Below are 25,352 nucleotides of genomic sequence, written 5' to 3'. Positions count from 1 at the left end.
ACTTTGAGCTAATTGTTGAAACTGAATTAGGCGTTGGCGATAACCACCAAAACCTTGGCAGCATAAAAATGTATCCAGTACCAGCCAAAAACATTCTAAACATCAGCAATCCGCAGCATTTAGAATTGGAAAGGTTGGAGATTTATGACCTAAGAGGAAGACTGGTACAGACCGAAGATCTTCGTGGAATGGGCAATGTAAAAACCCTAAACATAGACCAACTTGCCGCTGCTTCTTATTATGTTAAGATTAAAGGCGCCAAGGGTGAGATAACAAAACGACTTTTAAAGGAATAGTTTTGTGAGCTTTAATTAAAAATTGAAATCGCCCGAGAAAGTCCTCGGGCGATTCTTTTTATTTTGTAAGATTTTACTTGAAAGGGACAACTGTGTTGTTAAATTTCAATAAAAAAAGATATTTCGTATAAAGCTTAAAGTTTTGAAACTTCTTTTTTGGCAATTTCAAACTCTGAAATCATATCTTCTAAAATTTCTGCAGCTGGTTTTATATCGTGAATAAGGCCGGCAATTTGGCCAATTTCCAATTCTCCTTCTTCCAAATCTCCTTCAAACATGCCGCGTTTGGCACGGGCACGCCCCAAATGTTTTATGAGATCCTCTTTGGTTGGATTGGTGGTGTATAGTTGTATTACACTTTCGAAGAATTTATTTTTCAACATCCTAACGGGCGCCAATTCTTTTAAAGTTAGCTGCGTATCGCCTTCTTTTGCTTCAACAACCATTTCTTTAAATGCACGGTGCGATGAAGCTTCTTCCGACGCAACAAAACGGCTTCCAACTTGCACTCCGTCTGCACCCAAAACCATAGCTGCCAGCATCCCGCGACCAGTGGCAATTCCACCTGCGGCAATTAAAGGAACCCTTAAATGTTCCTTCACCATTGGTATTAATGTAAAAGTTGTGGTTTCCTCGCGACCGTTGTGTCCGCCCGCTTCAAAACCTTCGGCAACTATAGCATCTACACCAGCTTCCTGCGCCTTCAATGCAAACTTTACGCTGCTCACAACGTGAACAACCGTAATTCCGTTTTCCTTTAATTTTGAAGTATATGTTTTTGGATTTCCCGCAGAGGTAAATACTATTTTTACCCCTTCTTCAATTATAATATCTATTATTTTTTCGATATCTGGATAGAGCATCGGCACATTTACGCCAAAAGGTTTATCGGTCGCTTTTTTACATTTCAGAATATGCTCCCGAAGTACTTCAGGATACATAGACCCCGCGCCCAAAAGTCCCAACCCTCCAGCATTCGAGGCAGCGGAGGCAAGTCGCCAACCGCTGTTCCAAATCATTCCGGCTTGAATTATAGGGTATTTTATATTAAAAAGCTTGGTAATTCGATTCTCCACTACTTCTTAATAATTTTATAGCTCGTTGTTTTGTTATTTGAAGTGATTGAAGCAATGTACATTCCAGAAGAAAGCCCAGAAACATCAACACTATTTCTTAAAGTAGTAATATTTGTCTGAAGTATTTTTTCACCTAAAATATTGTAAAGTGCAAATTCAGCACTATCCGAATTTTTTGGGAATGAAATATTTATTTGCGTACTCACAGGGTTTGGATAAAGAGCAAACTGTGTATCTTGTAATTGTTCTTCAACACTCAATAAAAGCAGCGCATCTAAAGCATCGCCAAAATTTGGAATACCGTAACCTAGCTTGTCTGTTGGATTGGTATATCTACTTGCAGACTCACGAATAGCTTGCGTCACTAGCTCATTGTTTAAATGTGGAACCGCGCTCCATAGTGAAGCAACTGCACCAGCCGTAATTGGCGAACTGAATGACGTTCCACTTGAAGTTGTAACATTTCCGTATCGATCAATTACAGCAGCACTTGAACCTTGAGCTACTACATCTGGTTTAATGCGGCCATCAACAGTGGGTCCGTACGAACTAAAACCTGAAGGATCACCAGCACTGGTTACTGAGCCAATAGTAAAACTACCCGGCGCATCGCCCGGAGTAGCCACATATCCAAAATCGCCCGGTCTTCCGTCATTTCCGGCAGAAGTTACATTTATCATTCCTTTGTCAAAACCGGCATTTGCACCTCTTGCGGCAATAGTAGTCTGCCCGTCCAAGTCTTCGTAGGTATGATCGAAAGTTGGATTGTCAAAATCTTGATACCCTAATGAAGTATTTGTTACATATACGCCTAAACTATCTGCGCGTTCTAAAGCTTCAACCCAATACGCTTCTTCAGCCGGCGATTCGTCACTGTCTTCAGTAATGTATAAATAATATGAAGCACCCGGTGCAGTGCCCACAAATTGTCCGTCTAAAAACCCCGCAGCATCGCTAAAAGTACTGGCACCGTGACTTCCGTTTCCATTCGGATTGTCCACGCGGGCGGCAAAATCATAATATCCTAATAATCTGCCTTCACTTCTAAGTGTAGCATAAGCCGGATTTGTTAAAACCCCTGGGTATCCATTATCCATAAACGCTACCAAAATATCTTGCCCAATAAAATCGTTTTCGTGAAGATAATCTACGGCAATCATTTCAGTTTGGTTTCTCGCAGTTCCGTAGTTATACACAATTCTTGATTGCGATTCGTTTTCAACTTCAAACTTATCGTTTGTAAATTGTTTTCCGCCGGCAGGCCGGTTTAAACTTTTATCGGCAAATTCTATTTCTTCAACAAAAGGGAGGTTTAAAAGATTGTTGATATTGGTTTCCGTGCCGCGTACATACACAGCATTTAACCATTTAGATTTTGCAAGAACGGTAATTCCTGTTGCAGCATTAATTTCGGCTTTTTGAGTTTCGTTTAATGGAACGTCGCGGTCGTCAATTGGAGTGCCTTGAGCGTTCTTTCTATCGAGAGCCGCTTGGGATAAAATTGTAATTGGATTGGCTAAAGCCGCAGAAACAACGGCAGGATCTTTTGCTTCCAAAAATACTAACGCATCTTCTATTTGAGCAAAACTTAGGGTGGTAACAAAAACAAAAAGTAATAGGGATAATTTTTTCATCATAGGATTTTTTTTAAGAAATTACTCCGCTTCCCAATAACTCAGCACCTTTATACCAAGCAACAAATTGCCCTTCAGTTATAGCAGATTGCGGGTTTTCAAATATAATATAAAGTCCGGAAACTGTGCGATGTAATGTAGCTTTTTCTAACGGCTGTCTGTAACGGATTCGCGCTACAACTTCCATTTTCTCGTCTTCGGCAAGTTTTAAGTCTTCGCGAACCCAGTGGATTTCATCGTTTTTTACAAAAAGTCCACGTCTGTAAAGACCTGGATGACTTTTGCCTTGTCCTGTATAAATTACATTTTCATCTACATCGGTTTCAATTACAAACAATGGTTCTTTTGTTCCCCCTACAGCCAAACCCTTGCGTTGCCCTTTGGTAAAATAGTGCGCACCGTGATGCACCCCAACTTGCTTCCCGTCATTTATTGAATAAGTGTGTTTTGCAGAAAGGTATTCCAGTTTTTCTACTTCGGAAGAAAAAATAGGAGCCTTCATTTTATATTCTGAAAAACTCGCAGGCACTTCAACGATTGCACCATCTTTAGGTGCTAATTTTTGCTGAAGAAATTCAGGCAACCTCACTTTTCCGATAAAACACAAACCTTGCGAATCGCGTTTTTCGGCAGTAATTAACCCTTGCTCCGAAGCAATTTTTCGCACTTCAGATTTTAATAATTCACCAATGGGGAAGAGGGTTTTTGAAAGCTGCTCCTGCGAAAGTTGACACAGAAAATACGATTGATCTTTGTTTGGATCTTTCCCAGTTAATAAATGATATATTTTTCTGTCATTGCCATCGCGGACACTGAGCGAAGTCGAAGTACGACAATAATGCCCAGTTGCTACAAAATCGGCCCCCAAACTGAGAGCTATTTTCATAAAAACGTCAAATTTTATTTCGCGATTGCAGAGCACATCGGGGTTTGGGGTGCGTCCCATTTTGTATTCGCGAAACATATAATCTACAATACGTTCTTTGTATTCTTCGCTTAAATCTACGGTTTGGAAGGGAATGCCCAGTTTTTCGGCTACGAGCATGGCGTCGTTACTGTCTTCCAACCACGGACATTCGTCTGAAATGGTAACAGTATCATCGTGCCAATTTTTCATAAAAAGACCAATAACGTCATAGCCCTGTTCTTTTAAAAGATAGGCTGCAACACTGGAGTCAACGCCTCCGCTAAGTCCTACAACTACTCGTTTTTTCATAACAATTTAATGTGTAATTATTTGCCCTAAACGGCTTTAAATCACGAAGGTGCAAAGATAAAAAATACTTTTAGATTATAACAGTCGCCAGTGTGCTCGCAACCTTACCGAAGGGTTTACTTTTTAGGGTCTTTCGGATAGGTTTCCTCCAGAATAACTTCCCCATTTTTGTAATATTTCCAAAGCCCGTGCTTTTTGTCATTTTTATAAAAACCCTCAATTATTACATTCCCTGCGGCATCGTAATAGCTGGCGGGGCCTTGTAGCTGGCCATTGGTGTACAGTAATTTTTTCAACAACACGCCCGCCGGAGAGTAGTAATTATCTGGACCATCCTTTATACCGTTTTTATACGTGGTTTCTTCGGTAATATTTCCGTTGGGGTAGTAGGTAATCACTTTGCCGTCTAACTTCCCATTGGTATATTGCTCGCGCGTCATCACATTTTCCGACTTTTCGTGATAATATACCCATTCGCCAATGCGGTCTTTTCCTTGCATTGAGCCTTCGCTTACAAGCTTTCCTTTAATAGTGAAATATTTAACGCGAGCAATATCGTCTTTCCCTGTGAAGTCTTTAATTACCGTGGGTTTGTCTTTACACGCTTCGCAATAAAATTTAAATTCGCCTACTTCTTTCCCGTGCTCAAAAGTGCCTTCGTAACGAAGCTGATCAGTACCTTCATATGTTTTTTTCCACACGCCATGACGCTTTCCCTGCGCATCCATTTGGTTTATTTCACTTTGTGAATAAACATCAATAGCGCAGAAAGCGATTCCGAAGAAAAGAATAAAAGCTGATTTTTTCATTGTGTATTGTTTACCAATAAGGCTAACGCAGAAATTTAAATTCTATTTTAAACAACGTTTGAAGAGCCTTTTAAACCCTTCAAGCGTTAAAATATAAAGGGGCTTATTTTCCTTTTTTCTGTTGTTCCGCCTGTTCCATCATTTCGGCCATTTTTCGCTGAAATTTGTTTTGTTTTTTTGGAGTGGCTTTTTTCACTTGAATTTTAGCGTGAATTTTTTCTTCATCTATAATGAAGTTCTTTATTACAAGCATAATTCCAATGGTAATCAAGTTTGAAATAAAATAGTACAATGAAAGTCCACTCGCATAGTTGTTAAAGAATACCAACATAAACAACGGCGATAGGTACATAAGGAATTTCATATTTGGCATTCCCGGTTGCTGTTGTTGTTGCATGTTTTGCCCCATGGTCATCATCATATATACAAAGATGGCAATGGAAGCCAAAATAGGAAATAAACTTACGTGGTCTCCGTAAAACGGAATGTGGAATGGCAATTCGGCAATAGTGTCGTAGCTGGAAAGATCGTCCGCCCAAAGGAAGCTTTTCTGTCGCAAATCAAACGCCGAGGGGAAAAATGTAAAGAGCGCATAAAACACAGGAATTTGAAGCAATGCTGGCAAACATCCCTTTAACGGACTCGCCCCAGCAGAGTTTTGAAGCTTCATAGTTTCCTGCTGAATTTTCAGCTTGTTGTCTTTATACTTTGCTTTAATCTCGTCCATTTCGGGCTTTAAAACCTTCATTTTCGCTTGTGCCAAATATTGCTTGTACTGAACCGGTGAGAGCAAAAGTTTTATTAAAATGGTTAAAACAATAATGGCAATTCCCGCTGGTAAAAAGTCGGTTAAAAAGCCAAAAACAGGAATAATAATATACTTGTTTATCACTCCAAATATTCCCCAACCAAGCGGCATGGCCTCATCGAGATTACGGTCGTATTTTTTGAAAATCTGATAATCAGACGGGCCAATATACATATTCATATTTTGCGCTAAAGCACCATTCTTGGGCTCTAAAAGCATTTTTGCTCCGTATTGTTTTGTAAAAACCGTATCTATTTCTTCATCTTTAACCAAATCTACCGAAGTAAGTTTTACCTCTTTAAACGGTGTATCTGTAAGCAACATAGAACTGAAGAAATGCTGGCGGAAGTTCATCCAAGTAACATCTTTTTCCAATTCGTCATCTTTGCCAGTAGGGGAGAGCTTTGAATGTTTTTCGCCATCGTATTCATAGGTTAAACGCGAATAACGGTTTTCGTACGAAATGCTTTTCGCGTGGCGATATCCCTTCAAATTCCAATCTAAATACATGGGTTGCGACGTATTGATAATACCATCTAAACCTTGACTATTGATGCTGAATTCTAGCATATATTCGCCTGGGTGAAGTGTATAGCGGTATTCAATAAACCCATTGTCTGAAGTTTTAAGCTTCATAGAGAGTACTTGGTCTTCGCCATTTTTACTCAAAGTAGGTTCAAAAAATAAATCTTCCGTGTTTAAGGTTCTGTTTTCCGCAGAAAATTGAAGATTTAAAGAAGCATTGCCATCCTTAATAAGGTAAACGGGAACCGAATCGTATTTGGTGAAATTTTTCAACAATGCTTCAGCAATATACCCGCCTTTATTGCTTATTTCTAAATAAAGCACATCGTTTTCAAGAATGGTAATAGCATCGGTTGCCGAGGGTAGCGTTCCGGAATATGCAAAGGAACCTAATTTGTTTTTTAATTGTTCAAATGCCAATGAATCGCTGGGTTTAACAGCCTGCGCGGTTACGTTGGTAGCATCGCTCAAGCTAATGTCTTCGGCAGATTGCTGTGCATCGGCATTTTGTTTGGCAGCGGCTTCTGTTCTGGCTTTTTCAGCTTGAAGTTCTTCTTCGGTGGGTTTGTTTAAATATAACATCCAGATTAGGATACCACCAATTAATAAAAAGCCTACAAGTGAGTTTAAGTCGAATTTTTTTTGTTCCATCTTTTGTTTCTTCTTTTGAAATATTTCAAAAGTGTATTATCGTTAATTTAATATGGCAGGTCAATAATCTCGCCTATTTTAGTATTGCGTCAAATTGTCTTATTTCTTTGCTAGAGAATGGTCGTGAACCGCTTTTACAAATGCCACAAAAAGTGGGTGCGGATTGGCAACCGTACTTTTATATTCGGGGTGATACTGCACGCCAACAAACCACGAATGACTGGGTATTTCAATAATTTCAACCAAACCAGTATTGGGGTTTATTCCTGTAGCAACAAGCCCCGCAGCCTCAAATTGCTCACGGTATTTATCGTTAAACTCATATCTGTGGCGGTGACGCTCTTCAATAGTATCGGTTTTGTAAACCTTGCTGGCAATACTTCCCTTTTTTAAATCGCATTTCCACGCGCCCAAACGCATAGTGCCCCCCATATCGGTAATGTTTTTTTGATCCTCCATAATACTAATTACAGGGTCTTTGGTTTGCGAATCCATTTCGGTGCTATTGGCGTCTTTCAGCTTTAAAACGTTTCGAGCAAATTCAATTACCGCCATTTGCATTCCCAAACAGATTCCCAAGAACGGTAAATTGTTTTCGCGAGCGTATTGCACTGCTGCAACTTTCCCTTCAATTCCGCGTTCTCCAAATCCGGGAGCAACTAAAATGCCGTCCAGCTTAGATAATTTCTTGCCAATGGTTTTCGCGTTTATATGTTCCGAATGAATAAATTCTAACTTTACCTTTACTTCGTTTTCTGCACCAGCATGAATAAACGCTTCCAAAATAGATTTGTAGCTATCTTGCAATTCTACATATTTCCCAATTAGCCCAATTACAACTTCGCCTTTCGGGTTTTTGTGTCTTTCCAGAAATTTATTCCACTGTTTTAAATCTGGTTTTTTTGAATTCTTTAAATTTAATTTCTGAAGCGTTACTGTGTCTAAGCCTTCATCGAGCATCATATTCGGGACGTCGTAAATGGTAGAAGCATCAATAGATTGAATTACAGCTTCTTCTTTTACGTTGCAAAAAAGTGCCAATTTTCTTCGTAAATCTTCCGACAGTTCGTGCTCCGTTCTGCATACCAAAATGTCTGCTCTAATTCCACTTTCCATCAAAGTTTTTACCGAATGTTGGGTGGGTTTAGTTTTCAGTTCCCCGGCGGCAGAAAGATAAGGCACTAGCGTTAAGTGAATAACCAAAGCATTGTCGTCGCCCATTTCCCACTTCATTTGGCGCACGGCTTCAATGTATGGCAACGATTCAATATCGCCCACAGTACCGCCAATTTCGGTAATGATTATATCGTACTCGCCCGTGTTTCCTAGCAGCTGTACGCGTTCTTTTATTTCGTTGGTAATGTGTGGAATTACTTGTACTGTTTTTCCTAAAAATTCGCCGCGACGTTCTTTTTGAATTACGCTTTGGTAAATGCGGCCAGTGGTTACGTTATTTGCTTGGCTGGTATTTACATTCAAAAAACGCTCGTAGTGACCTAAATCTAAGTCGGTTTCAGCGCCATCATCGGTAACGTAGCATTCGCCATGTTCATACGGATTTAAGGTTCCTGGATCAACATTTATATAAGGATCTAATTTTTGAATGGTAACGCGATACCCTCTGGCTTGCAGTAGCTTAGCCAGCGACGCCGCTATAATTCCTTTCCCTAATGATGATGAAACCCCGCCCGTAACGAAGATGTATTTTGTAGTGCTCATGAGTGCCTGTGCTGAAATGTCTATACGGGATGCAAAGGTACATTTTTATTGTGGAAAGACAGAAGCGATATTAGTTAATTGTTAACAGCCGCTCGAAGCTTTTGCAATAAATTAAAAATGGCGGTTTTTCGCGATGAGTAATGTATTGGTGCCATTCACTTTTTCAAAATTTTGAAACGCAAAGTCGTAGCCGAAATTTTCTGAAATTGTTTTTATAATTCCTGAGTTTTTATTGAGATTAACCCCAACATTAAAAATTAAATAGCCGCCTTTTTGAAGTAATTTCGATACATTTTTACAGAATTCTACACCATAAAAAATAGGAGGGACGTTGGTGTCGATAAAAAGATCAATAATGATAAGTTGAAACTTTTCCTTGGAAGTTTTTGCGAATTGAAACGCATCACCTTCAATAATTTGAAGATTTTCGGAAGCGGAAACTCCAAATTCCTCTTGAGCAAGATTTATTATTTGCGGATCAATTTCAACGGCGACAATATTTTTGTGATATTCAAACTTTTCCCGGAGCGATTTTATAACACTGCCGCCACCCATACCTAAGAGCAGCAAATTATCAACCTTTTTTAAATCTACTTTTAAGATGCCAAATTCTAAAATCTTTTGAAGTGAACCGTAGGAATAGTTAGCATTTTCGGTGTCTAAAACCTTTTTGCCGTTAACGAAGGTAACTTCCAAAGTGCCATTTATTTCCGAAGAAAAACGTCGCGTTGTGGGCCAGATATAACTAAGAATTTTTTTCAAAATTTATTATATTACAGCTCCCATCGGTTGCTGAGCGGAGCCGAAGCATTATTTCTTTATAAGTTTTTTAAGCAAGCCTTCAAGCCCGTTTAATTTCAACTCGTACATTTCGGCCATCATGCGTCCCAGTTTTCCTTCAGGGAATCCTTTCTGTTTAAACCACACAAAATAATACTCGGGAATATTCGCCAAATAATAACCTTCGTATTTTCCGAAAGGCATTTTGTAATTGGCTAATTCTACCAAGTGGTTTGGGTTTGGTTTATTTCCAAGATTCATATCTTTGAAGTTGTTCATCGATGTGTTTTTGCCAAAATGCTTCCTTCTTGTCATTTCGGGAATGGTCGGTTTCCGCGTCAAATTTAGTTTGCATCGCGCGCCGCTTTTGCTCTACCTGCTTGTAAATGCTTTCAATTTCCGACTTTATTTTTTTTGAAAACTTCCTTCCCGCTAAATTTTTCCGAAGTATGCGCGCATGTAATTCTGAAATGTCAAAATGCGCTTGTTCGTGTTTTAAAATATGAAGATTCACCCGGTCGGGAATATACCAAGATCCTTGAGGCGTGAAGAAACTTGCAACCGAATACTTCACCTGCACGTCATTATTTTTAATTGTGTAGGAATATTCAAAACTAATCCCCGTGTTTGTGCTCGCCACAAAATTAGCGCTGGGAATAGGTTTTCCGCGAAAATCTTCCCAACTTAATTTTTCGTTTTCCTTCCAAAAAAGTTTCTCCGTACTATGCTGAGGCATTGAAAGAAAGAGAAATATATATGCGAGAAATAGGTTCATTATAACAAATTAATTCCCCTCTCAAGAGGGAAGTTTACCCCCAATTAAAGGTAATGTCCTTTTCAATATCGGGGTTCAGACTCTGCATAACCGGACAGGTTCTTCCAGTGTTTTCAAGGATTTTACGCGACTTCTCATCAATTCCCGATGGGAGGTTTAAAACAACTTCTATTTTTGAAATACGGCGCGGACCTGCAGCCATAGTTTTTGTAACCATTGCGGTGGTGCCATCCATGTTCACCTGCATATCGCGAGCTTTAATCCCCATAACCGTAATCATGCAATTTGCTAGTCCCGTGGCCACGGTATCTGTTGGCGAAAAAGCTTCTCCCTTTCCGTTGTTATCCGTTGGGGCGTCGGTGATAAATTTATTGCCCGATTTTAAATGTTCGTTTTCAGTACGGAGGTTGCCCAAATAAGTTACTTTGGAGGTGCTCATTCTACTATTTCAAATTTAAGTTCGTTATTGTATTTTAAAATATACGCCGCTTCGTTGTGGTAACCTCGATTTTTTGATTGCTCGTATCGAAATTTATTTTCAATATACGCCGTTACATTTTCAGGATAAACAGCGTCGTAAATATCGTTGTCTGAAGCCAAACGCAATAGCACATCGTATGTTACATCAAAACCGCGAATGGCATATCTGTTGGGGTAAACACCATATTTATTTTTATAGCTTATAAAAAACGGGTTGCGATCGGTTTCAACAATACTTTTATTTACAGAGGGGAATGTGAAATTTAATTTTGCCAAACGTGTGCTTGATACTTCGTGCCATTCAAAGGCGTCGTTTCTATCTAATGTAAACAAACGAGTTTTATAACTTCCCGCCATTGCTGCTGCTGCGTTTACTGCACTGCTAATTAAAACAGGGTTTTGCGATTCAAGAATAACCCAATTCTCTATGCCGTCGATAGCAGCTGCTGTAATATCGCCAGTTTGAACGTAACCACCACTACGCGGACTTACAGTTTTGGCCGACGGGATGGCAGCTTTAATCATATCTCTTTGTGCTGCGCGTTTTGAATCGGAAATTATAATGATGTTTTTTCCCGAACTGTGTTCCTTTAAATATTGAATCATCGTTTTTTCAAGAATGGCATTTGTAGGCAATGTTTGAAAAAGGTTAGCGTTCATAGACATCTCGCGGTTGCTTAAAGGTGAAAAGACCGGAATCTTTTCATCTTTCAACATATCAGAGGCTTTTTCAACATTTTTTTGAAGTAGTGGCCCAATCACAGCATCTGCGTTTTTGAAATTGCTACTTGCAATAATTGACGCAACTTTACTTTCACTCTTTTCGGTGTCGTAAACGTTTAGCGTTACCGATATGCCATTATCTTTGGCAAATTCTGCAGCCATTAGTGCCCCGCTATAAAAATCTAAAGCCACGCGAAGGGTTGGGTCTTTTTTAAGTAAATCGGTGTCGTTACTGGTTGAATCGTTTGCATTGCTCATTAAACGGAACGGCAACATTAAAGCCACCGTTTTCATTCTCTTGTTTTTAATACGATTTTCGAGATTTATTTCTGAAATAGCATCTTCCGAAATCTCGGTTTTCTCTTTGGGTAATTTTAAAATCATCCCTTCTTTTAATCCCTCTTTAGCATATGGGTTTAGCGCGATGATTTCTTCTTCAGAAAGCCCGAATTTTACTTTCAATCTATAAAACCCTTCCTTAGGGTTTACTTCGTAATACTGAAAATTTTCTTCGTCTATTTCAGCGTTTTCCATTACCGATTCCTCGGGCACGATTATGGTTGAACCCATCTTTAATCCTTCACCTAAATCTGGATTTAAATCTTCAAGCTCAGCTATGCTTATTCCAAATTTTCTGGCAATTCCAAACTTTGTTTCTTTTGCCTTTACTGTATATTTCTGCGTTCCGGGCAAAGTTTCAGAAATAGTTCCAGAGGTTTTAGAAGCAGCGGGTATCAACAAGCGTTCACCTTTTTTTAAACCTCGAGAATACAATTCCTTATTCAGTCTTTTAATATCGTCAACACTAACGTTGTATTGCTGGGCAATTCCGTATAGCGTTTCCTTTCTTTTTACCTTGTGATCGCGGTAATTATTTTTGTTGGTCCCCGAACTAATTACGCTGTTTGAAGGTATAATAAGCACGCTATTCACCTTTAATTCATTTCTGGAATCTGGATTGAGATTGTAAATGGTTTCTTCAGAAATGTTGTATTCCTTAGCAATGCTATACACCGTTTCGCCTTTTTGAACAGCGTGACTTTTGTACTGTTGCTGGGCTGCGGAGCCGCAGCTAATCATAAATAACAGGGTTACCGAAACGTATATTAAACACTTCAACATAGGGATAATCAATTTTTTAAATTTGCCAAACATAGTCTCGAGTTTTAGTTATTCCCACTCAATGGTTGCGGGCGGTTTAGAGCTAATGTCGTAGACTACTCTATTAACGCCTTTAACGCGATTTATTATATGGTTGCTCACTTCCTGCAGAAATTCGTAGGGCAGGTTTACCCAATCTGCAGTCATTCCATCGGTAGATTGTACGGCCCTAAGCGCGACTACTTTTTCGTAAGTGCGCTCATCGCCCATTACGCCCACACTGTTTACTGGCAAAAGAATTGCTCCCGCTTGCCACACTTGGTCGTAAAGATCCCACTTTTTAAGTCCGTTGATAAAAATAGCGTCAACCTCTTGTAATATACGAACTTTTTCTGCAGTAATATCGCCCAGAATTCTGATTGCCAAACCAGGGCCGGGAAAGGGATGTCTCCCCAAAAGTTCTGCATCAATGCCCATTTCTTTTCCTACACGGCGTACTTCATCTTTAAAGAGCATTCGCAAAGGCTCTACTACTTTCAGCTTCATAAAATCTGGCAACCCGCCAACATTGTGGTGACTTTTTATAGTAACCGAAGGCCCGTTTACCGAAACGCTTTCAATAACATCGGGATATATTGTGCCTTGTCCCAACCAATCTACTCCAGTTAGCTGATGCGCTTCATCATCAAAAACTTCTATAAATGCGTTGCCAATGGCTTTGCGTTTTCTTTCGGGATCGCTTTCGTTTCTCAAAGCTTCCAGAAAACGTTCGGAAGCATCAACGCCTTTAACGTTCAGCCCCATATCTTTATACTGATGAAGAACGCTTTCAAATTCATTTTTTCGAAGCAAACCGTTGTTTACAAAAATACAATACAGGTTTCCGCCGATAGCTTTATTCAAAAGAATTGCAGCTACAGTTGAATCTACACCGCCGCTTAAACCAAGTACCACTTTACCATCGCCTATTTGCTCCTTTAAAGTTGCAACTGTGGTGTCAACAAAAGCTGCGGGAGTCCACGTTTGTGGTACTTCGGCTATGTTTACCAAGAAATTTTCTAGCAGTTGCTTTCCGTGGGTTGTGTGATAAACTTCTGGGTGAAATTGAATTGCGTAGGTTTCTTCCCCTTCAATTCTATAAGCCGCATTTAGCACATCAACAGTGCTCGCCAATCGCACACCGTTTTTTGGAAGCTCGGCAATTGTATCGCTATGGCTCATCCAAACATTGGTGTTTTCGGGAATGTCTTTAAAGAAAACTTCGCCAGCTTTAATCATGGAAAGTTTTGCTCTTCCGTATTCGCGAATGTTTGACGGTTCCACACTGCCACCGCTAAAATGCGCTAAATACTGGGCACCGTAACAAACCGCTAAAAGAGGTTTTTTACCGCGAATTTGCGACAAATCTGGATGTGGTGCATCTTCCCCGCGAACAGAAAACGGACTGCCCGAAAGTATTACAGCCTTAAACGGGTCAAGGCTTTCAGGTATGTTGTGGTAAGGGTGTATTTCGCAGTAAATGTTCAGTTCCCGCACGCGTCTTGCGATTAATTGGGTGTACTGCGAACCAAAATCTAAAATGAGGACGTTATTTTGCATAGGCAAAAATACTTTAAATATATAAGTTGGTAAATGGGTTGTGCGGAATTTTTTAAAGGCTTTTCAACAGTGATGTTTTTTGCCACTAATACACGAATATTTTTGAAATTAGACTGCCGATTAAACCTAACAGGTCTTTTAAAAACCTATTTGGTTTGGATTAAATTCGTATATTTATTCATAAAAAACTAGTAATTATGAAGACAATCATCGTCCATGCTGAAAGCGATAAAATGAAAAAAATAACAGAATATTTGAAAGAACTTAAAGTTGCTTTTGAAACTGGAGACGAAGATAGTCCATACAACCCTGATTTTGTTGAAAAAATTAAAAAGAGTCAAAAACAGTATAAAGAAAATAATTATACAACCGTGGCTCAAGAAGATTTAGAGAAATATTTAAAGCCTTAACAATGAAATATGTTCTCGATTTTACGGAACAGGCCAAAGAAGATATCGCTTTTCACAAAAAATCAGGCAATTTAAAAATACTCCAAAAAATTTTTCAACTTTTAAATGATGCGATAGATCATCCTTTTGAAGGTCTTGGTAAACCGGAGCCATTAAAATATAATCTTTCAGGATGTTGGAGCCGCAGAATTAATAAGGAACATAGATTAGTGTATGAAGTGAAGGAAAATAGAATTATTGTTCTATCCTTAAAAGGACATTATTGAATATATTGGAAAAATAGTTGAGAAAAGTTGTTACTTCAATTGCTTTCTTAGTTTCTTTGGATTCTGTCGAGTGTCGAAGAAAGTGATAGATTTAATTTTTTATTATTTAGTTTCGGCATTATCGAAAAAGTAGGCATCCATCACGAAATCTTGTCTAAAACTTCTTTATAAGACTTTCTTTTGCCTTGGTTTAACTGCGCTATCCCTCTTTTTATCTCTGTCTGTTCCTCGACACTCAGTTCATTCCAGAAATCTGCCTTTTCATTATTTATAAAATCAATTACTCTTTGAATAAATGTAGTGTTCTCAATATTGAGAATCATTTTTACCAGTTCTATTTTTGAAGTTTTAATATCCATTGTTCGAGCTTTAATCAAAGTTAAGGAATAAAATTTATTGAGCTAAAACCCAGTTTGGTTTATCATTACAATTCCAAAACCATAAAATTGAAATCCAACGGGTCCAAATTTTCTTTCAATAATTCCAGCAACTCTTCTTCGTGTTCTAAATAAAACTCCGAAAAATTAAGCTGTCGTTCCTGTAAACTCTGCTTCGGAAAAAGTTGGTTTTGAATGTTTTTTAAACGGTCGAGTTCTTCCGAAAATTTTCGTTTTTGGGCTTTTAACAGGCGTTTTTCTAGATTGTCCAATCCGTTTAATTGTTTCTTTTCCTGCGCCCCAACCGCTCCCAAAAAAGATGCATCGGTTTTCTCGGCTAAAGTGTACAAATCTTTAAATTGCTCTTTTAGAAACTCTTTTTGTTTTGAAAAATCAATATCGATTTTAGATATATTATACGTGTGCCGCGTAATAAGTTCGTGCTGCGGTAGAAATAATTCTTCAATCCCCGTATTTAATTTTTTAAGTTTTTCTGAAAGTGTTTTGGTAACTAAAAGCGCCGAATTACGAAGCAACAGTACAGGAAAAGGCACCTCCACTTTTTTGAAATAATCCTTCAGCTGAAACCAATATGCCAGCTCGCCACCACCGCCAATATAACAGAGATTGGGCAAAATAACTTCTTGGTAAAGCGGACGCAGCAGGGCATTGGGCGAAAACCGTTCCGGCTTTTCGTGCAGCTCCTTCAATATTTCCTCTTTTGAAAAAAAGATGTCGGTTTCATTCACATAAAACCTTCCTTCCTTTTCAATAATCCGTTCGCGCAGGTTTTCTGTTAAATAAAATAAATTGATTTCCCGCGGATGCACCTGTTCGGGATAACCCAAAGCCGTTAGCTTTTCAGTAGTTTCCGAAACCATTTTAAAGCCGAGGTTTTCTGTCAGTTCCTTTTCGGCGTAGGGAATAAATTCTTTTTTTAACTCGGCGTCGTTGCCATCCACAATCACCAAACCGTATTCCCAAAACATTAAATTGGCAAGATGGCGCGTGGCATCCGCAAGATTGGTGTTTTCTTGATATGCTTGTGCAAAATACGAAACCAACTTGTCTGCGTTTTTTCCGGGACCTAATTTCTTTTTAAGGATTTCTTTTACCGTGTTTAACCCTTCGGTTGAAAGTTCTCCCACGGCTCCAGCAGCATCCCGATTCCATTGAATTTTACTGCCAAAAAGATTGAAATAGTTTATCTCCTCAAAATCGTGATCCTCCGTGGCCATCCAGTAGATGGGTACAAAATAATGCTTCGGATATTCCTTATTTAATGCTTCGGTTAGATTAATAGTCGAAAAAATCTTGTACAGAAAATATAGCGGTCCCGTAAAAAGATTAAGCTGATGCCCCGTCGTTACCGTAAAAGTGTCCGGTTCGTACAACAAATCTATATTGCTCAAAGTGCTTTGCGAAAGATTATTATCGCCGTATTGAAACATAATTCGTTTGGCTAATTTCCTGCGTTGTGCCAACGATAATTGACTTCGTTTTTCTTCAAATTGCGCTCTAAAGTTTTCCAATTTCGGAAACCTGTTGTAAAAAGATGAAAGGCTTGGGTTTTCATCTAAATAATCGCAGATCAATTTTGAAAAATAACCGGTCTTTTTATAGGAAATGGAGTGGGTTGCCATAGGAAGTTTAAAACAATTGAAACAAAAATACATTATAATTCAGAATCCTGAATCCTGAATATGTAAAACTTTAGTAGTTTTAACCCTTTCTTTAAACAGTTTATAATGACGCGCAATTTAACCATTTTCGTATTCCTTTTTCCCCTCTTTATTTTCGCTCAACTTAAATCTCCTTCTGAATTTTTAGGTTATGAAATTGGCACCCAATTTTCTCGCCATGCCGATGTTGTTTCATACTTTGAGCACGTTTCGGCAAATAGTGAAATGGTGAAATTTTTCGACTACGGAAAAACCAACGAACGCCGCAGACTCACTTATGCGGTGATTTCTTCGGAAGAAAACTTAGGAAATCTCGAAAAAATCCGCACCGATAATTTAAAAAACATTGGCATTATTGATGGCGCTTCTTCCCCCGAAAAAGCCATCGTTTGGCTTAGTTACAACGTTCACGGCAATGAGGCTAGCAGTAGCGAGGCGGCGATGAATACCATTTATAAACTAATTACCGAACACTCAGCTTGGTTGAAAAATACCGTGATTATTATGGACCCCAATGTAAATCCCGATGGACGCGATAGGTATGTTAATTGGTACAATCAAGTTAAAGCAACGCCCTATAATGCATCGCGTGATGCCGTTGAGCATCACGAACCTTGGCCCGCCGGCCGTCCGAACCATTATTTATTCGATTTAAACCGGGATTGGATGTGGGCAAGTCAAGTGGAAACCCAACAGCGCTTAAAAATTTACAACCAATGGATGCCACATATTCACGTAGATTTTCACGAGCAATTCATAAATAATCCCTATTATTTTGCGCCGGGAGCAGAACCTTATCACGATATAATCACCCCTTTTCAACGTTCATTTCAGACTAAAATAGGAAAAAACAACGCCAAGTATTTTGACGAAAACGGTTGGCTGTTCTTTACTCGCGAGAGCTTCGATTTGCTGTACCCAAGTTATGGCGACACCTATCCGCTTTTTATGGGCGCCATTGGGATGACGTACGAACAAGCTGGCCACGGAATGGCAGGCTTGGGAATTATAAACGACGAAGACATTGAACTTACCCTCGTTGACCGCGTAGCACATCACACCACAACAGGACTTAGCACCATTGAAGTGGCTTCACAACAGGCGGCAACACTGAATGCTGAGTTTGGAAAATTTTTTAATAACGATAATTTAAAATACAAAAACTTTGTGCTAAAAGGTAATCCCGATAATTTAAAAACACTAACCGATTTGCTGGATCGCCACGAAATAAAGTACGGCTACGCAACTTCGGGTAAAGCAACTGGTTTTAATTATACCGAAAATAAAAAGGGGACAATGGATGCCAACGGCGCTTTGGTGGTAAGCACAAATCAACCAAAAGGAAAAATGGTGCAAGTGCTTTTTGAGCCAAATGCCGCGCTATCAACTCCCATAACGTATGATATTACCGCTTGGAGTCTTCCGTATGCGTATGGTTTGGAAGCTGTTGCTAGCACTACTTTGGTTTCGGCAAATGCTTCCAATCCTAAAAAAACAGTTTCAAATACGCCATCACATTCGGCGGCGGGCTACATTGCAAAATGGAATAGTTTAAAAGATGCAGAATTTCTTTCGGCATTAATGCAGCAGGATATAAAAGTGCGTTTTTCAGAAAATGAACTCAGCTTTGGCGGCAATCAATTTGGTCGTGGGAGTTTGATTATTACGCGAAGTGACAATAAAGCCAACGCAGATTTCGATAAAATAACTACCGAAATAGCAAACAAAATGGGACGGCAGTTGTACGCTTCGCCAACGAGTTTTGCCGATAAATTAACCGATTTCGGGTCGCAGTATGTGCATTTAATTAAAAATAAAAGAGTGGCTATGTTGCAAGGTGAAGGCACTTCTTCATTGAGCTACGGTGCACTTTGGCACTTTTTTGAAACTCAGTTAAAATACCCCATAACCTCTATAAACACTAGCGATATTGGTAAAATTCAATGGAGCGATTACGATGTCTTGGTGCTTCCCAACGGAAATTATAAATCTATTTTAGATGAAAGTGCTTTTAAAAACTTGGAAGAATGGATTAATAAAGGTGGAAAAGTGGTGGCTATTGGCAATGCTTTAAAAGTTTTTGAAGATAAAGAAGGTTTCGAACTTAAAAAGAACGAAACTGAAAAAAGCGAAAAACAAAGTGACAGTTTAGGAAATATGGTGCCCTACGCGAATCGCGAAATGGAAAGCACGAAAAATTTTATTACAGGAAGCATTTATAAAATAACCCTAGATAATACACACCCATTGGCATTTGGCTATGATGATACTTATTACACGATGAAGCTTGGCAGCGATTCCTATAAATTTTTAAACGATGGTTATAACGTAGGCTTTATAAACGAACCTGAAAGTGTCTCTGGATTTTCAGGTGAAAAAGCTAAAAAAGCCTTACAAAACTCCATCGTTTTTGCAGAAGCTAAAAAAGGGAAAGGCAGCGTAATTTATATGGTTGACGATGTTTCCTTTCGCTCCTTTTGGCAAAATGGAAAGCTATTTTTAGCGAATGCAATATTCTTCGTTAATACGGGGAATTTCTAGGCATTTACTGAAAGTAGACGAATAAAACTACAAAGGACACAAAGGTTTTCACAGAGTGCACAAAGAAAACTTTGTGATCTTTGTGCCTCCTTTGTGTCCTTCGTGGTTAAACAGCCAATATTTCAAAGATTAATTTCTTTATCCAACTTCTATATTCAAAAAATAAAACTATTCTGCGTTTGGTTTCGGTACAACTACAGTAACATCTTCCGTTATAATTTCTGAAAGCAACTCGAGTTTCCCAGCTTCAAACAGCTCGTCAACTGTTTGCATATCTACCGATTCCCAAGGCTCTAGCTTGTAATTTTCGTAATCTACAAATCGTAGCCCGTTTACCATTCTTGGATTGATTGCTTTTCTAAAACGGATGCCTCCTTTGCCTGTATAAAATTTATATGCGAAATAATCTATCGTAAAATCATCCTTTGCAATCCAGTACATATAAACATCTTCGTGGTCAACGCCACCGCCGTTTTGTGCAAAGGTAACTTGAACTTCGTAATAATCTTTACCGTCAATTTCGGCTTCACCTACCAATTCTTTGTTTACGGCAGAATCGTTTAGACCGTAAGGCAATTGCACAAAATAATGTACAGAATTCAACGAGTTTGAATATTTGCTAACCGTAGAATCTGCCAAAGTGAGTTTAGTGCCATTTGCGAAACGCTCAAAACCGCTGTTGGTAAGCACATCGCGAGTTTCGCCTAACGAATCTGTAATGGTGCGTGTAAGTTCAAAAGCACCCTTATTTCTATGGCTGCTGTACTGTATATCGCGGAAAGTGAACTGTATTTTAGCAACGTCGTATTTACTTCCGCCAGCGTTTTCGATAGTCTTATCGATAATCTGCTGGGCGGTGAGTTCTTTTTTATCTTCTTTGCACGAAATGAAAATTATAAGGAAACCGATTAAAGTGAGGATTCGCATAGTTTATTTTTTTTATAAAGATACAAATGAAGTTGAGAATAGAAACGCAAGCTAATTACATTTCGAACAATCAGCCTCACCAACCAAACTCCCGTTTTCGTCAAACTCGTATTTGCAGCACAGACTAAACTTTTCTTTTAAAATATCTTTTGAGCGCCTAATTCGCGCTTTAACATTGGCAAGACTAACATCCAATATTTGTGCTGCCTCATCTTGTTTCTTTCCTTCTATATAAACCAATTCTACGGTTTTTTTATAAATGTCTGGCAGATCGTTAATAAATTTATCAAAGCAGCAGAGCGCATCTGATTTTTCTAAAACAACAACTTCCTCTTTAGCAACGGGGGCAACATATTTCGATTCACTTTTAAAATAGTTGGCAATTTCGTTTCGAGCAATTTGAAACACCCACGCCTTTACCTTTTCTTCATCTTTAATCTGCTCTAAGTTTTTATGGATTTTCAAAAAGGTATTTTGAAAAATATCGCCGGCTGCGGTTTCGTTTCTCACCTTTTTTAAAATGAAAAAATAAAGCTCTTCATTGAACGCATTCCAAATCTTCTCTGTTTCCATTATTCAAAAATAAAAACAAAGGTTGGCAATTACACCAACCTTTGCTAATTTAACAACAACTGCATTTGTTGCATTCACATCGTTCACAGGGACAGGCATTTGCCGCGCAGTCTTTGCAATTACACTTGGTGCAATCGCAATTGGTACATTTACAATTATTCATAAGTATAGTTTTTAACGTTTGTAGAGTAGACTGGAATTTTTGAAAAAGGATACATTTTAATTGTTTTTTTTTTGACGCAAGTGAAATTGCCTTCTTTATGTATTTTACAATTTGTAGCTTACGTTAATTTTTAGAAAAGTGCGACTAAAAGGAAACCTCTAATTATCAAATATCATAAAAGGTTTTAATAAGCGAGATAATTTGTCAGAAGTAGAATTCGTTCGGTTGGCGCTAAGATATTTTCTAATTTCATCTAGTTGTACAGAGGTAGTAATGGTTAGAAATTGAGAAAGATAAGTTGAAAATATAGGTGTTTCCATATCTTTATTAAACACTTCGTAAATATCGTGATGTCTTGTATCCTTCTTTATTTTATCTTCAAACAACCGCTCAACAATTCTTTTATCACCTTCTAAAACTTGAAAAAAATTATCGAAAGAATGCAGCAATATTCCACTTATTCCAGATGCATTATTAGCTTCTTCAGTAACTTTAAAAATATCTTTTATATCGTCAATTGTTGTGTTCTCCGCTGCTTTGCTCACATAACAAATAGTGTATAAACGTTTCATAAAGTGGTTTTTGGTTGGTTGTATAGCAAAATACAACTTTTTTTGATACTTGTTCCAGGCTCGTCAATTGCGGGTGTGTAACCAAAACGAAACGTAAATTAAAAGCCATTTCGATAAAGACAGGTTAAAATGGAAATTTGTGGTAACTCGTTGTAAATTCCGTCTTACCCTAAATTTCACTCGGCTACCTTTGTTACATCCCTTAAACTGAAGTTGCTTCTGAGTCGTGATCCCTGTTTCCCTTTAGTCCTGTTATAAAATAACATCGTTTTTACTTTTCAACCGCCAAATTCTTTTAACCAACTCTACCCAATTAACCCTGCTTTATTCAGTATTTTTGAACGTTATATTATTTATAAGAAAATATGCAGCACTATAAAGAAACACCAAATAACAAAGATAGGTCCAAGCCAAAAGTAACCATGGCTCAAGCTTTTAAAACCATAATTTGGCCGAGACGGAATTTGGTTTTTATCGGCTTGATTTTAATTGTAATTAGAAGCCTGTCTGGATTGATTTTGCCGTGGCAGAGTAAGGTTTTGTTAGATGAAGTGGTGCCAAATAAAGACCTAAACCAATTGTATGTATTAATTGCTATTGTAATTAGCGCCATAACTGTACAGGCAGTAACCTCGTTTTTATTAACCCGGATTTTAAGCGTACAAGCGCAATATTTAATAAGCGAATTACGATCTCAAGTTCAGAAAAAAGTGCTTTCGCTTCCCATTAGTTTTTTCGATAACACCAAATCTGGCGCCTTGGTTTCAAGGATTATGACCGATGTGGAAGGCGTTAGAAACCTAATCGGTACAGGTTTAGTGCAATTGGTGGGCGGTTCCTTTACGGCTATCGTTTCGTTAATTATTCTAATAAAACTAAATGCTTGGATGACGCTTTTTGTATTTGTGCCTCTGTCAATCTTTGGGTTTGTTGCGTTAAAGGCGTTTAAGTACATCCGACCGGTTTTTAGAACCCGCGGTAAAATTAACGCTCAAGTTACGGGCAGGTTGACGGAAACGCTTGCGGGGGTTCGCGTAATAAAAGCCTTTAATGCTGAAGAACAGGAAAATGTTGTTTTTGAAAAAGGAGTAGAAAAATTATATCAAAACGTAAAAAAGAGTTTAACGGCAACTGCTTTAATGACCAGCTCCTCCACCTTTTTAATAGGAATTGCAACCACCGGAATTATGGGCATTGGAGGTTATTATATGATGAATAGCGAAATGACTACTGGAGACTTCCTATTCTTCACCCTAATCCTCGGATTTATGATTGCGCCAATTGTTCAAATGAGCAATATCGGAAGTCAGTTAACCGAAGCTTTGGCAGGTTTAGATAGAACCGAAGAACTGATGAATATGACCGCCGAGGAGGACAACCAAAATAGAAATATTCAGCTGGAGACTATTAAAGGCGATATTGAATTCAACGATGTTTCTTTTTATTACGAAGAAGGCAAACAGATTTTGCACAACATTTCTTTTAATGCTCCGGCGGGCTCCGTAACTGCTTTGGTTGGTAGTTCCGGTTCTGGGAAATCTACTATTGCCGGGCTTTCAGCTACCTTTTTAACGCCGCAATTCGGGAAAGTAACTATCGATAATAAAGACTTATCGCAGGTTAAACTGAATAGTTACCGAAAGTATTTAGGAGTGGTTTTGCAGGATGAATTTTTATTTGAAGGCACCATTCGCGAAAACATTATGTTTCCACGACCCAATGCCACCGAAGCCGAATTGCTAAATGCGGTAAACGCAGCCTATGTAAACGAATTTACCGACAGATTTGAAGAAGGTTTAGATACCTTGATTGGAGAAAGAGGTGTTAAACTTTCTGGCGGACAAAAACAACGATTGGCCATTGCAAGAGCCATTTTAGCAAACCCGAAGATTATAATTTTAGACGAAGCCACTTCTAGTCTGGACACCCAAAGTGAAGCCTTAATTCAGAAGAGTTTGGCCGAATTAATTAAAGACCGAACCACTATCGTTATCGCCCACCGTTTAAGCACAATCAAAAAAGCAGACCAAATTTTAGTGATTGAAGCCGGCCATATAGTAGAACGCGGTACCCACGATCAATTAATTGCTGCAGAAGGTAGGTATTATGAGTTATATACGTATCAGGCTAAGATTTAAGGGATAAGTAGATAAAAGTGCATGGGAGCCGTCCATGGCAGCGGAGTAGTATGTCGTTAGACATTCAATATGGGTAGGAAAATAGAACCCCATCAAAATCCAAGTCTGCCACGGTAAGATAGGGTGGGGGTTTCAGAAATAATCAATATTTATGAGACAACAATGATTACAGTCCTTTTTATATCATTTTTTACTTGTTTTATTTCAAATCCATTCCGTTTGATACTCCATATCTAATGGTTGGTAGTTGATATATTGAACAATTCTCGGTTTAGTTGATGTATTAGGACTACTTCCGTGAGGCAAGCATTGATTCCAAATAATAAAGTCGCCGGCTTTCGCACCAATCGGTTTTTTATTGAACTGGTTTAATAAATTATTGTCCCTTGGGTTTTCATCTTTCCCCAACTGATTTAACCATGCTTCAATATTTTTATGAAATCCAGGTATTACTGTAAATGCGCCTTGATTTTCATCTGTATCGCACAAGTATAAAAGCCCTTGTAAACCAAAAGGAATAGGTTTTTTTAAACTAACATCCCAATGCAAGTTTGGCCCGGGGAATTTATAAAATTTTGTCTCTGGCGGATTAAAACTTACTCTATCCATACTTACCAATAAATCTTTTCTATTCCATAATTGTTGATATGCAAGTCGGATTCTCTCTGAAAACCTATTGCGATCTAATATAGGCGAATTGAATAACTGGATCATAATTCCCTGTTTAAGAGGGTGATCAGCATACCAAGTGCTTGGGTCAGAATTATTTGCACCAATCGTATCATAAATCAGGTTGATGGTTTTCTCACAATCTACTTTTGGAATTGCGTTCCTCAAAATAATATATCCGTCTTTTTCCCATTGCTCAAGTTCTGATTGACTAAATACTTTTTCTTCAGCGCGTAATTCGCAACTATATTTACCGCTAACAATCGCATTGAATTGTTCAATAATTGGTCGCGATATTCTGCCATTTTCTACAATCCAATTTTCAAACTCATCAAAACTATCATTGGAGTTCATTAAATATTTTATTGTAGGCTCGATTCCAATGCCCAAGGCATTAAAAACACCGTTTATATATGTCCATTCTATCTTTTCGGCTTTAGCAGGGTTAATTTTTAATTGTTGATGATATTGCCATATTTTTTTTAAATAATACAATCCAATTCTTCCTTTGTCTGTAATCTTTATTTCTCTCTGGTCTAACATGATTTTGTGTTTATCCTTGTCTATTTCGTTCGCTAAAAATAGTATAAAACATCCAATATAACCGCGTAGCGGGATTCACGCCCCGGCTTTTCTACTTATAACAAACCTAAGATTTATAAAATTTCTTTCGGATTTTGCACTTTCCCACTATTGTATTTATACTTTATCGTGACAGGTGCTCCCGCGTTCTGTTACTTTGTTTGTAGTAAATTTATTTCCGAAAGTTCTTGTCCGATTTGATGAATTCCGCTCAAAATTTTCTCAGTCTGTTTGGCTGAAGGTTTTTTGTGCCCTTGTAC

23 protein-coding genes are annotated in these 25,352 nt (G+C 38.4%); 5 read left to right on the top strand and 18 right to left on the bottom strand.

Annotation, left to right across the window (positions count from 1 at the left end; translation table 11 throughout):
* Positions 1 to 296 (top strand): T9SS type A sorting domain-containing protein (locus tag K8089_RS14830; RefSeq protein ID WP_237604081.1); only part of this gene is annotated, 296 nt, incomplete at its 5' end.
* A 134-nt stretch (positions 297 to 430) separates the two neighbouring features.
* On the opposite strand, the gene K8089_RS14825 is transcribed toward K8089_RS14830, so the two are convergent.
* The 12 genes from K8089_RS14825 to guaA form a co-directional block, all read right to left on the bottom strand.
* Positions 431 to 1,372 carry an NAD(P)H-dependent flavin oxidoreductase gene (locus K8089_RS14825; RefSeq protein WP_237604080.1) on the bottom strand — a complete coding sequence of 314 codons (942 nt, stop codon included), beginning with the start codon at positions 1,370 to 1,372 and terminating at the stop codon, positions 431 to 433.
* Positions 1,372 to 3,009 (bottom strand): S8 family peptidase, encoded by a 1,638-nt coding sequence (locus K8089_RS14820; RefSeq protein WP_237604079.1) that lies wholly within the window; start codon positions 3,007 to 3,009, stop codon positions 1,372 to 1,374. Before K8089_RS14820 ends, K8089_RS14825 begins: the two co-directional genes overlap by 1 nt.
* Before the next feature lie 10 nt (positions 3,010 to 3,019).
* Entirely contained in the window at positions 3,020 to 4,222 is a 1,203-nt protein-coding gene (gene mnmA, locus K8089_RS14815) for a tRNA 2-thiouridine(34) synthase MnmA (protein WP_237604078.1), read from the bottom strand.
* A 116-nt stretch (positions 4,223 to 4,338) separates the two neighbouring features.
* Positions 4,339 to 5,031 carry a toxin-antitoxin system YwqK family antitoxin gene (locus K8089_RS14810; RefSeq protein WP_237604077.1) on the bottom strand — a complete coding sequence of 231 codons (693 nt, stop codon included), beginning with the start codon at positions 5,029 to 5,031 and terminating at the stop codon, positions 4,339 to 4,341.
* Between the two features lie 103 nt (positions 5,032 to 5,134).
* Positions 5,135 to 7,015, bottom strand: coding sequence for a membrane protein insertase YidC (gene yidC / locus K8089_RS14805; protein ID WP_237604076.1), 1,881 nt, complete (start codon positions 7,013 to 7,015; stop codon positions 5,135 to 5,137).
* A gap of 99 nt (positions 7,016 to 7,114) precedes the next feature.
* Entirely contained in the window at positions 7,115 to 8,734 is a 1,620-nt protein-coding gene (locus K8089_RS14800; protein ID WP_237604075.1) for a CTP synthase, read from the bottom strand.
* A gap of 111 nt (positions 8,735 to 8,845) precedes the next feature.
* Positions 8,846 to 9,496: a spermidine synthase gene (locus K8089_RS14795; RefSeq protein WP_237604074.1), complete on the bottom strand. Its 651-nt coding sequence runs from the start codon at positions 9,494 to 9,496 to the stop codon at positions 8,846 to 8,848.
* 48 nt (positions 9,497 to 9,544) lie between these two features.
* On the bottom strand, positions 9,545 to 9,793 hold the full coding sequence (locus K8089_RS14790; protein ID WP_237604073.1) for a DUF3820 family protein: 249 nt from the start codon (positions 9,791 to 9,793) through the stop codon (positions 9,545 to 9,547).
* Complete coding sequence (locus tag K8089_RS14785) at positions 9,759 to 10,289, bottom strand: DUF922 domain-containing protein (RefSeq protein ID WP_237604072.1); 531 nt, start codon at positions 10,287 to 10,289, stop codon at positions 9,759 to 9,761. The genes K8089_RS14790 and K8089_RS14785 overlap by 35 nt, the downstream gene beginning before the upstream one ends.
* A gap of 34 nt (positions 10,290 to 10,323) precedes the next feature.
* Complete coding sequence (locus tag K8089_RS14780; RefSeq protein WP_237604071.1) at positions 10,324 to 10,728, bottom strand: OsmC family protein; 405 nt, start codon at positions 10,726 to 10,728, stop codon at positions 10,324 to 10,326.
* Positions 10,725 to 12,614, bottom strand: coding sequence for a LysM peptidoglycan-binding domain-containing protein (locus K8089_RS14775; RefSeq protein WP_237604070.1), 1,890 nt, complete (start codon positions 12,612 to 12,614; stop codon positions 10,725 to 10,727). Before K8089_RS14775 ends, K8089_RS14780 begins: the two co-directional genes overlap by 4 nt.
* 48 nt (positions 12,615 to 12,662) lie before the next feature.
* A complete protein-coding gene (gene guaA, locus K8089_RS14770; protein WP_237604069.1) occupies positions 12,663 to 14,192 on the bottom strand; it encodes a glutamine-hydrolyzing GMP synthase in 1,530 nt (509 codons plus the stop codon).
* 197 nt (positions 14,193 to 14,389) lie between these two features.
* On the opposite strand from guaA, the gene K8089_RS14765 reads away from it, so the two are divergent.
* Together K8089_RS14765 and K8089_RS14760 are read left to right on the top strand one after the other, a co-directional pair.
* Complete coding sequence (locus K8089_RS14765; protein ID WP_237604068.1) at positions 14,390 to 14,602, top strand: DUF2683 family protein; 213 nt, start codon at positions 14,390 to 14,392, stop codon at positions 14,600 to 14,602.
* A gap of 2 nt (positions 14,603 to 14,604) precedes the next feature.
* Complete coding sequence (locus K8089_RS14760; RefSeq protein WP_237604067.1) at positions 14,605 to 14,868, top strand: Txe/YoeB family addiction module toxin; 264 nt, start codon at positions 14,605 to 14,607, stop codon at positions 14,866 to 14,868.
* Positions 14,869 to 15,008: 140 nt separating this feature from the next.
* On the opposite strand, the gene K8089_RS14755 is transcribed toward K8089_RS14760, so the two are convergent.
* Together K8089_RS14755 and bshC are read right to left on the bottom strand one after the other, a co-directional pair.
* Positions 15,009 to 15,227 carry a hypothetical protein gene (locus K8089_RS14755; RefSeq protein WP_237604066.1) on the bottom strand — a complete coding sequence of 73 codons (219 nt, stop codon included), beginning with the start codon at positions 15,225 to 15,227 and terminating at the stop codon, positions 15,009 to 15,011.
* Positions 15,228 to 15,292: 65 nt separating this feature from the next.
* Entirely contained in the window at positions 15,293 to 16,888 is a 1,596-nt protein-coding gene (bshC, locus tag K8089_RS14750) for a bacillithiol biosynthesis cysteine-adding enzyme BshC (protein WP_237604065.1), read from the bottom strand.
* A gap of 105 nt (positions 16,889 to 16,993) precedes the next feature.
* On the opposite strand from bshC, the gene K8089_RS14745 reads away from it, so the two are divergent.
* Positions 16,994 to 19,468 carry a M14 metallopeptidase family protein gene (locus K8089_RS14745; protein ID WP_237604064.1) on the top strand — a complete coding sequence of 825 codons (2,475 nt, stop codon included), beginning with the start codon at positions 16,994 to 16,996 and terminating at the stop codon, positions 19,466 to 19,468.
* A gap of 168 nt (positions 19,469 to 19,636) precedes the next feature.
* Here K8089_RS14745 and K8089_RS14740 read toward each other — a convergent pair whose 3' ends face one another.
* From K8089_RS14740 to K8089_RS14730, 3 genes are all read right to left on the bottom strand, one after another.
* Positions 19,637 to 20,395 (bottom strand): DUF6503 family protein, encoded by a 759-nt coding sequence (locus K8089_RS14740; protein ID WP_237604063.1) that lies wholly within the window; start codon positions 20,393 to 20,395, stop codon positions 19,637 to 19,639.
* Between the two features lie 51 nt (positions 20,396 to 20,446).
* Positions 20,447 to 20,968, bottom strand: a complete 522-nt coding sequence (locus tag K8089_RS14735; RefSeq protein ID WP_237604062.1) for a sigma-70 family RNA polymerase sigma factor — start codon at positions 20,966 to 20,968, stop codon at positions 20,447 to 20,449.
* 321 nt (positions 20,969 to 21,289) lie between these two features.
* A complete protein-coding gene (locus tag K8089_RS14730; protein WP_237604061.1) occupies positions 21,290 to 21,703 on the bottom strand; it encodes a BLUF domain-containing protein in 414 nt (137 codons plus the stop codon).
* A 365-nt stretch (positions 21,704 to 22,068) separates the two neighbouring features.
* Here K8089_RS14730 and K8089_RS14725 point away from each other — a divergent pair, with 365 nt between their 5' ends.
* Positions 22,069 to 23,841, top strand: coding sequence for an ABC transporter ATP-binding protein (locus K8089_RS14725; RefSeq protein WP_237604060.1), 1,773 nt, complete (start codon positions 22,069 to 22,071; stop codon positions 23,839 to 23,841).
* Between the two features lie 204 nt (positions 23,842 to 24,045).
* On the opposite strand, the gene K8089_RS14720 is transcribed toward K8089_RS14725, so the two are convergent.
* Positions 24,046 to 25,053, bottom strand: coding sequence for a phytanoyl-CoA dioxygenase family protein (locus tag K8089_RS14720; protein ID WP_237604059.1), 1,008 nt, complete (start codon positions 25,051 to 25,053; stop codon positions 24,046 to 24,048).
* Positions 25,054 to 25,352: the final 299 nt, after the last annotated feature.

It is taken from the genome of Aequorivita vitellina (genome assembly GCF_022008365.1).
GTDB lineage: Bacteria > Bacteroidota > Bacteroidia > Flavobacteriales > Flavobacteriaceae > Aequorivita > Aequorivita vitellina.
Note: the sequence above shows the minus strand (reverse complement) of the source record. Positions and strands in the feature narration are given on the sequence as shown.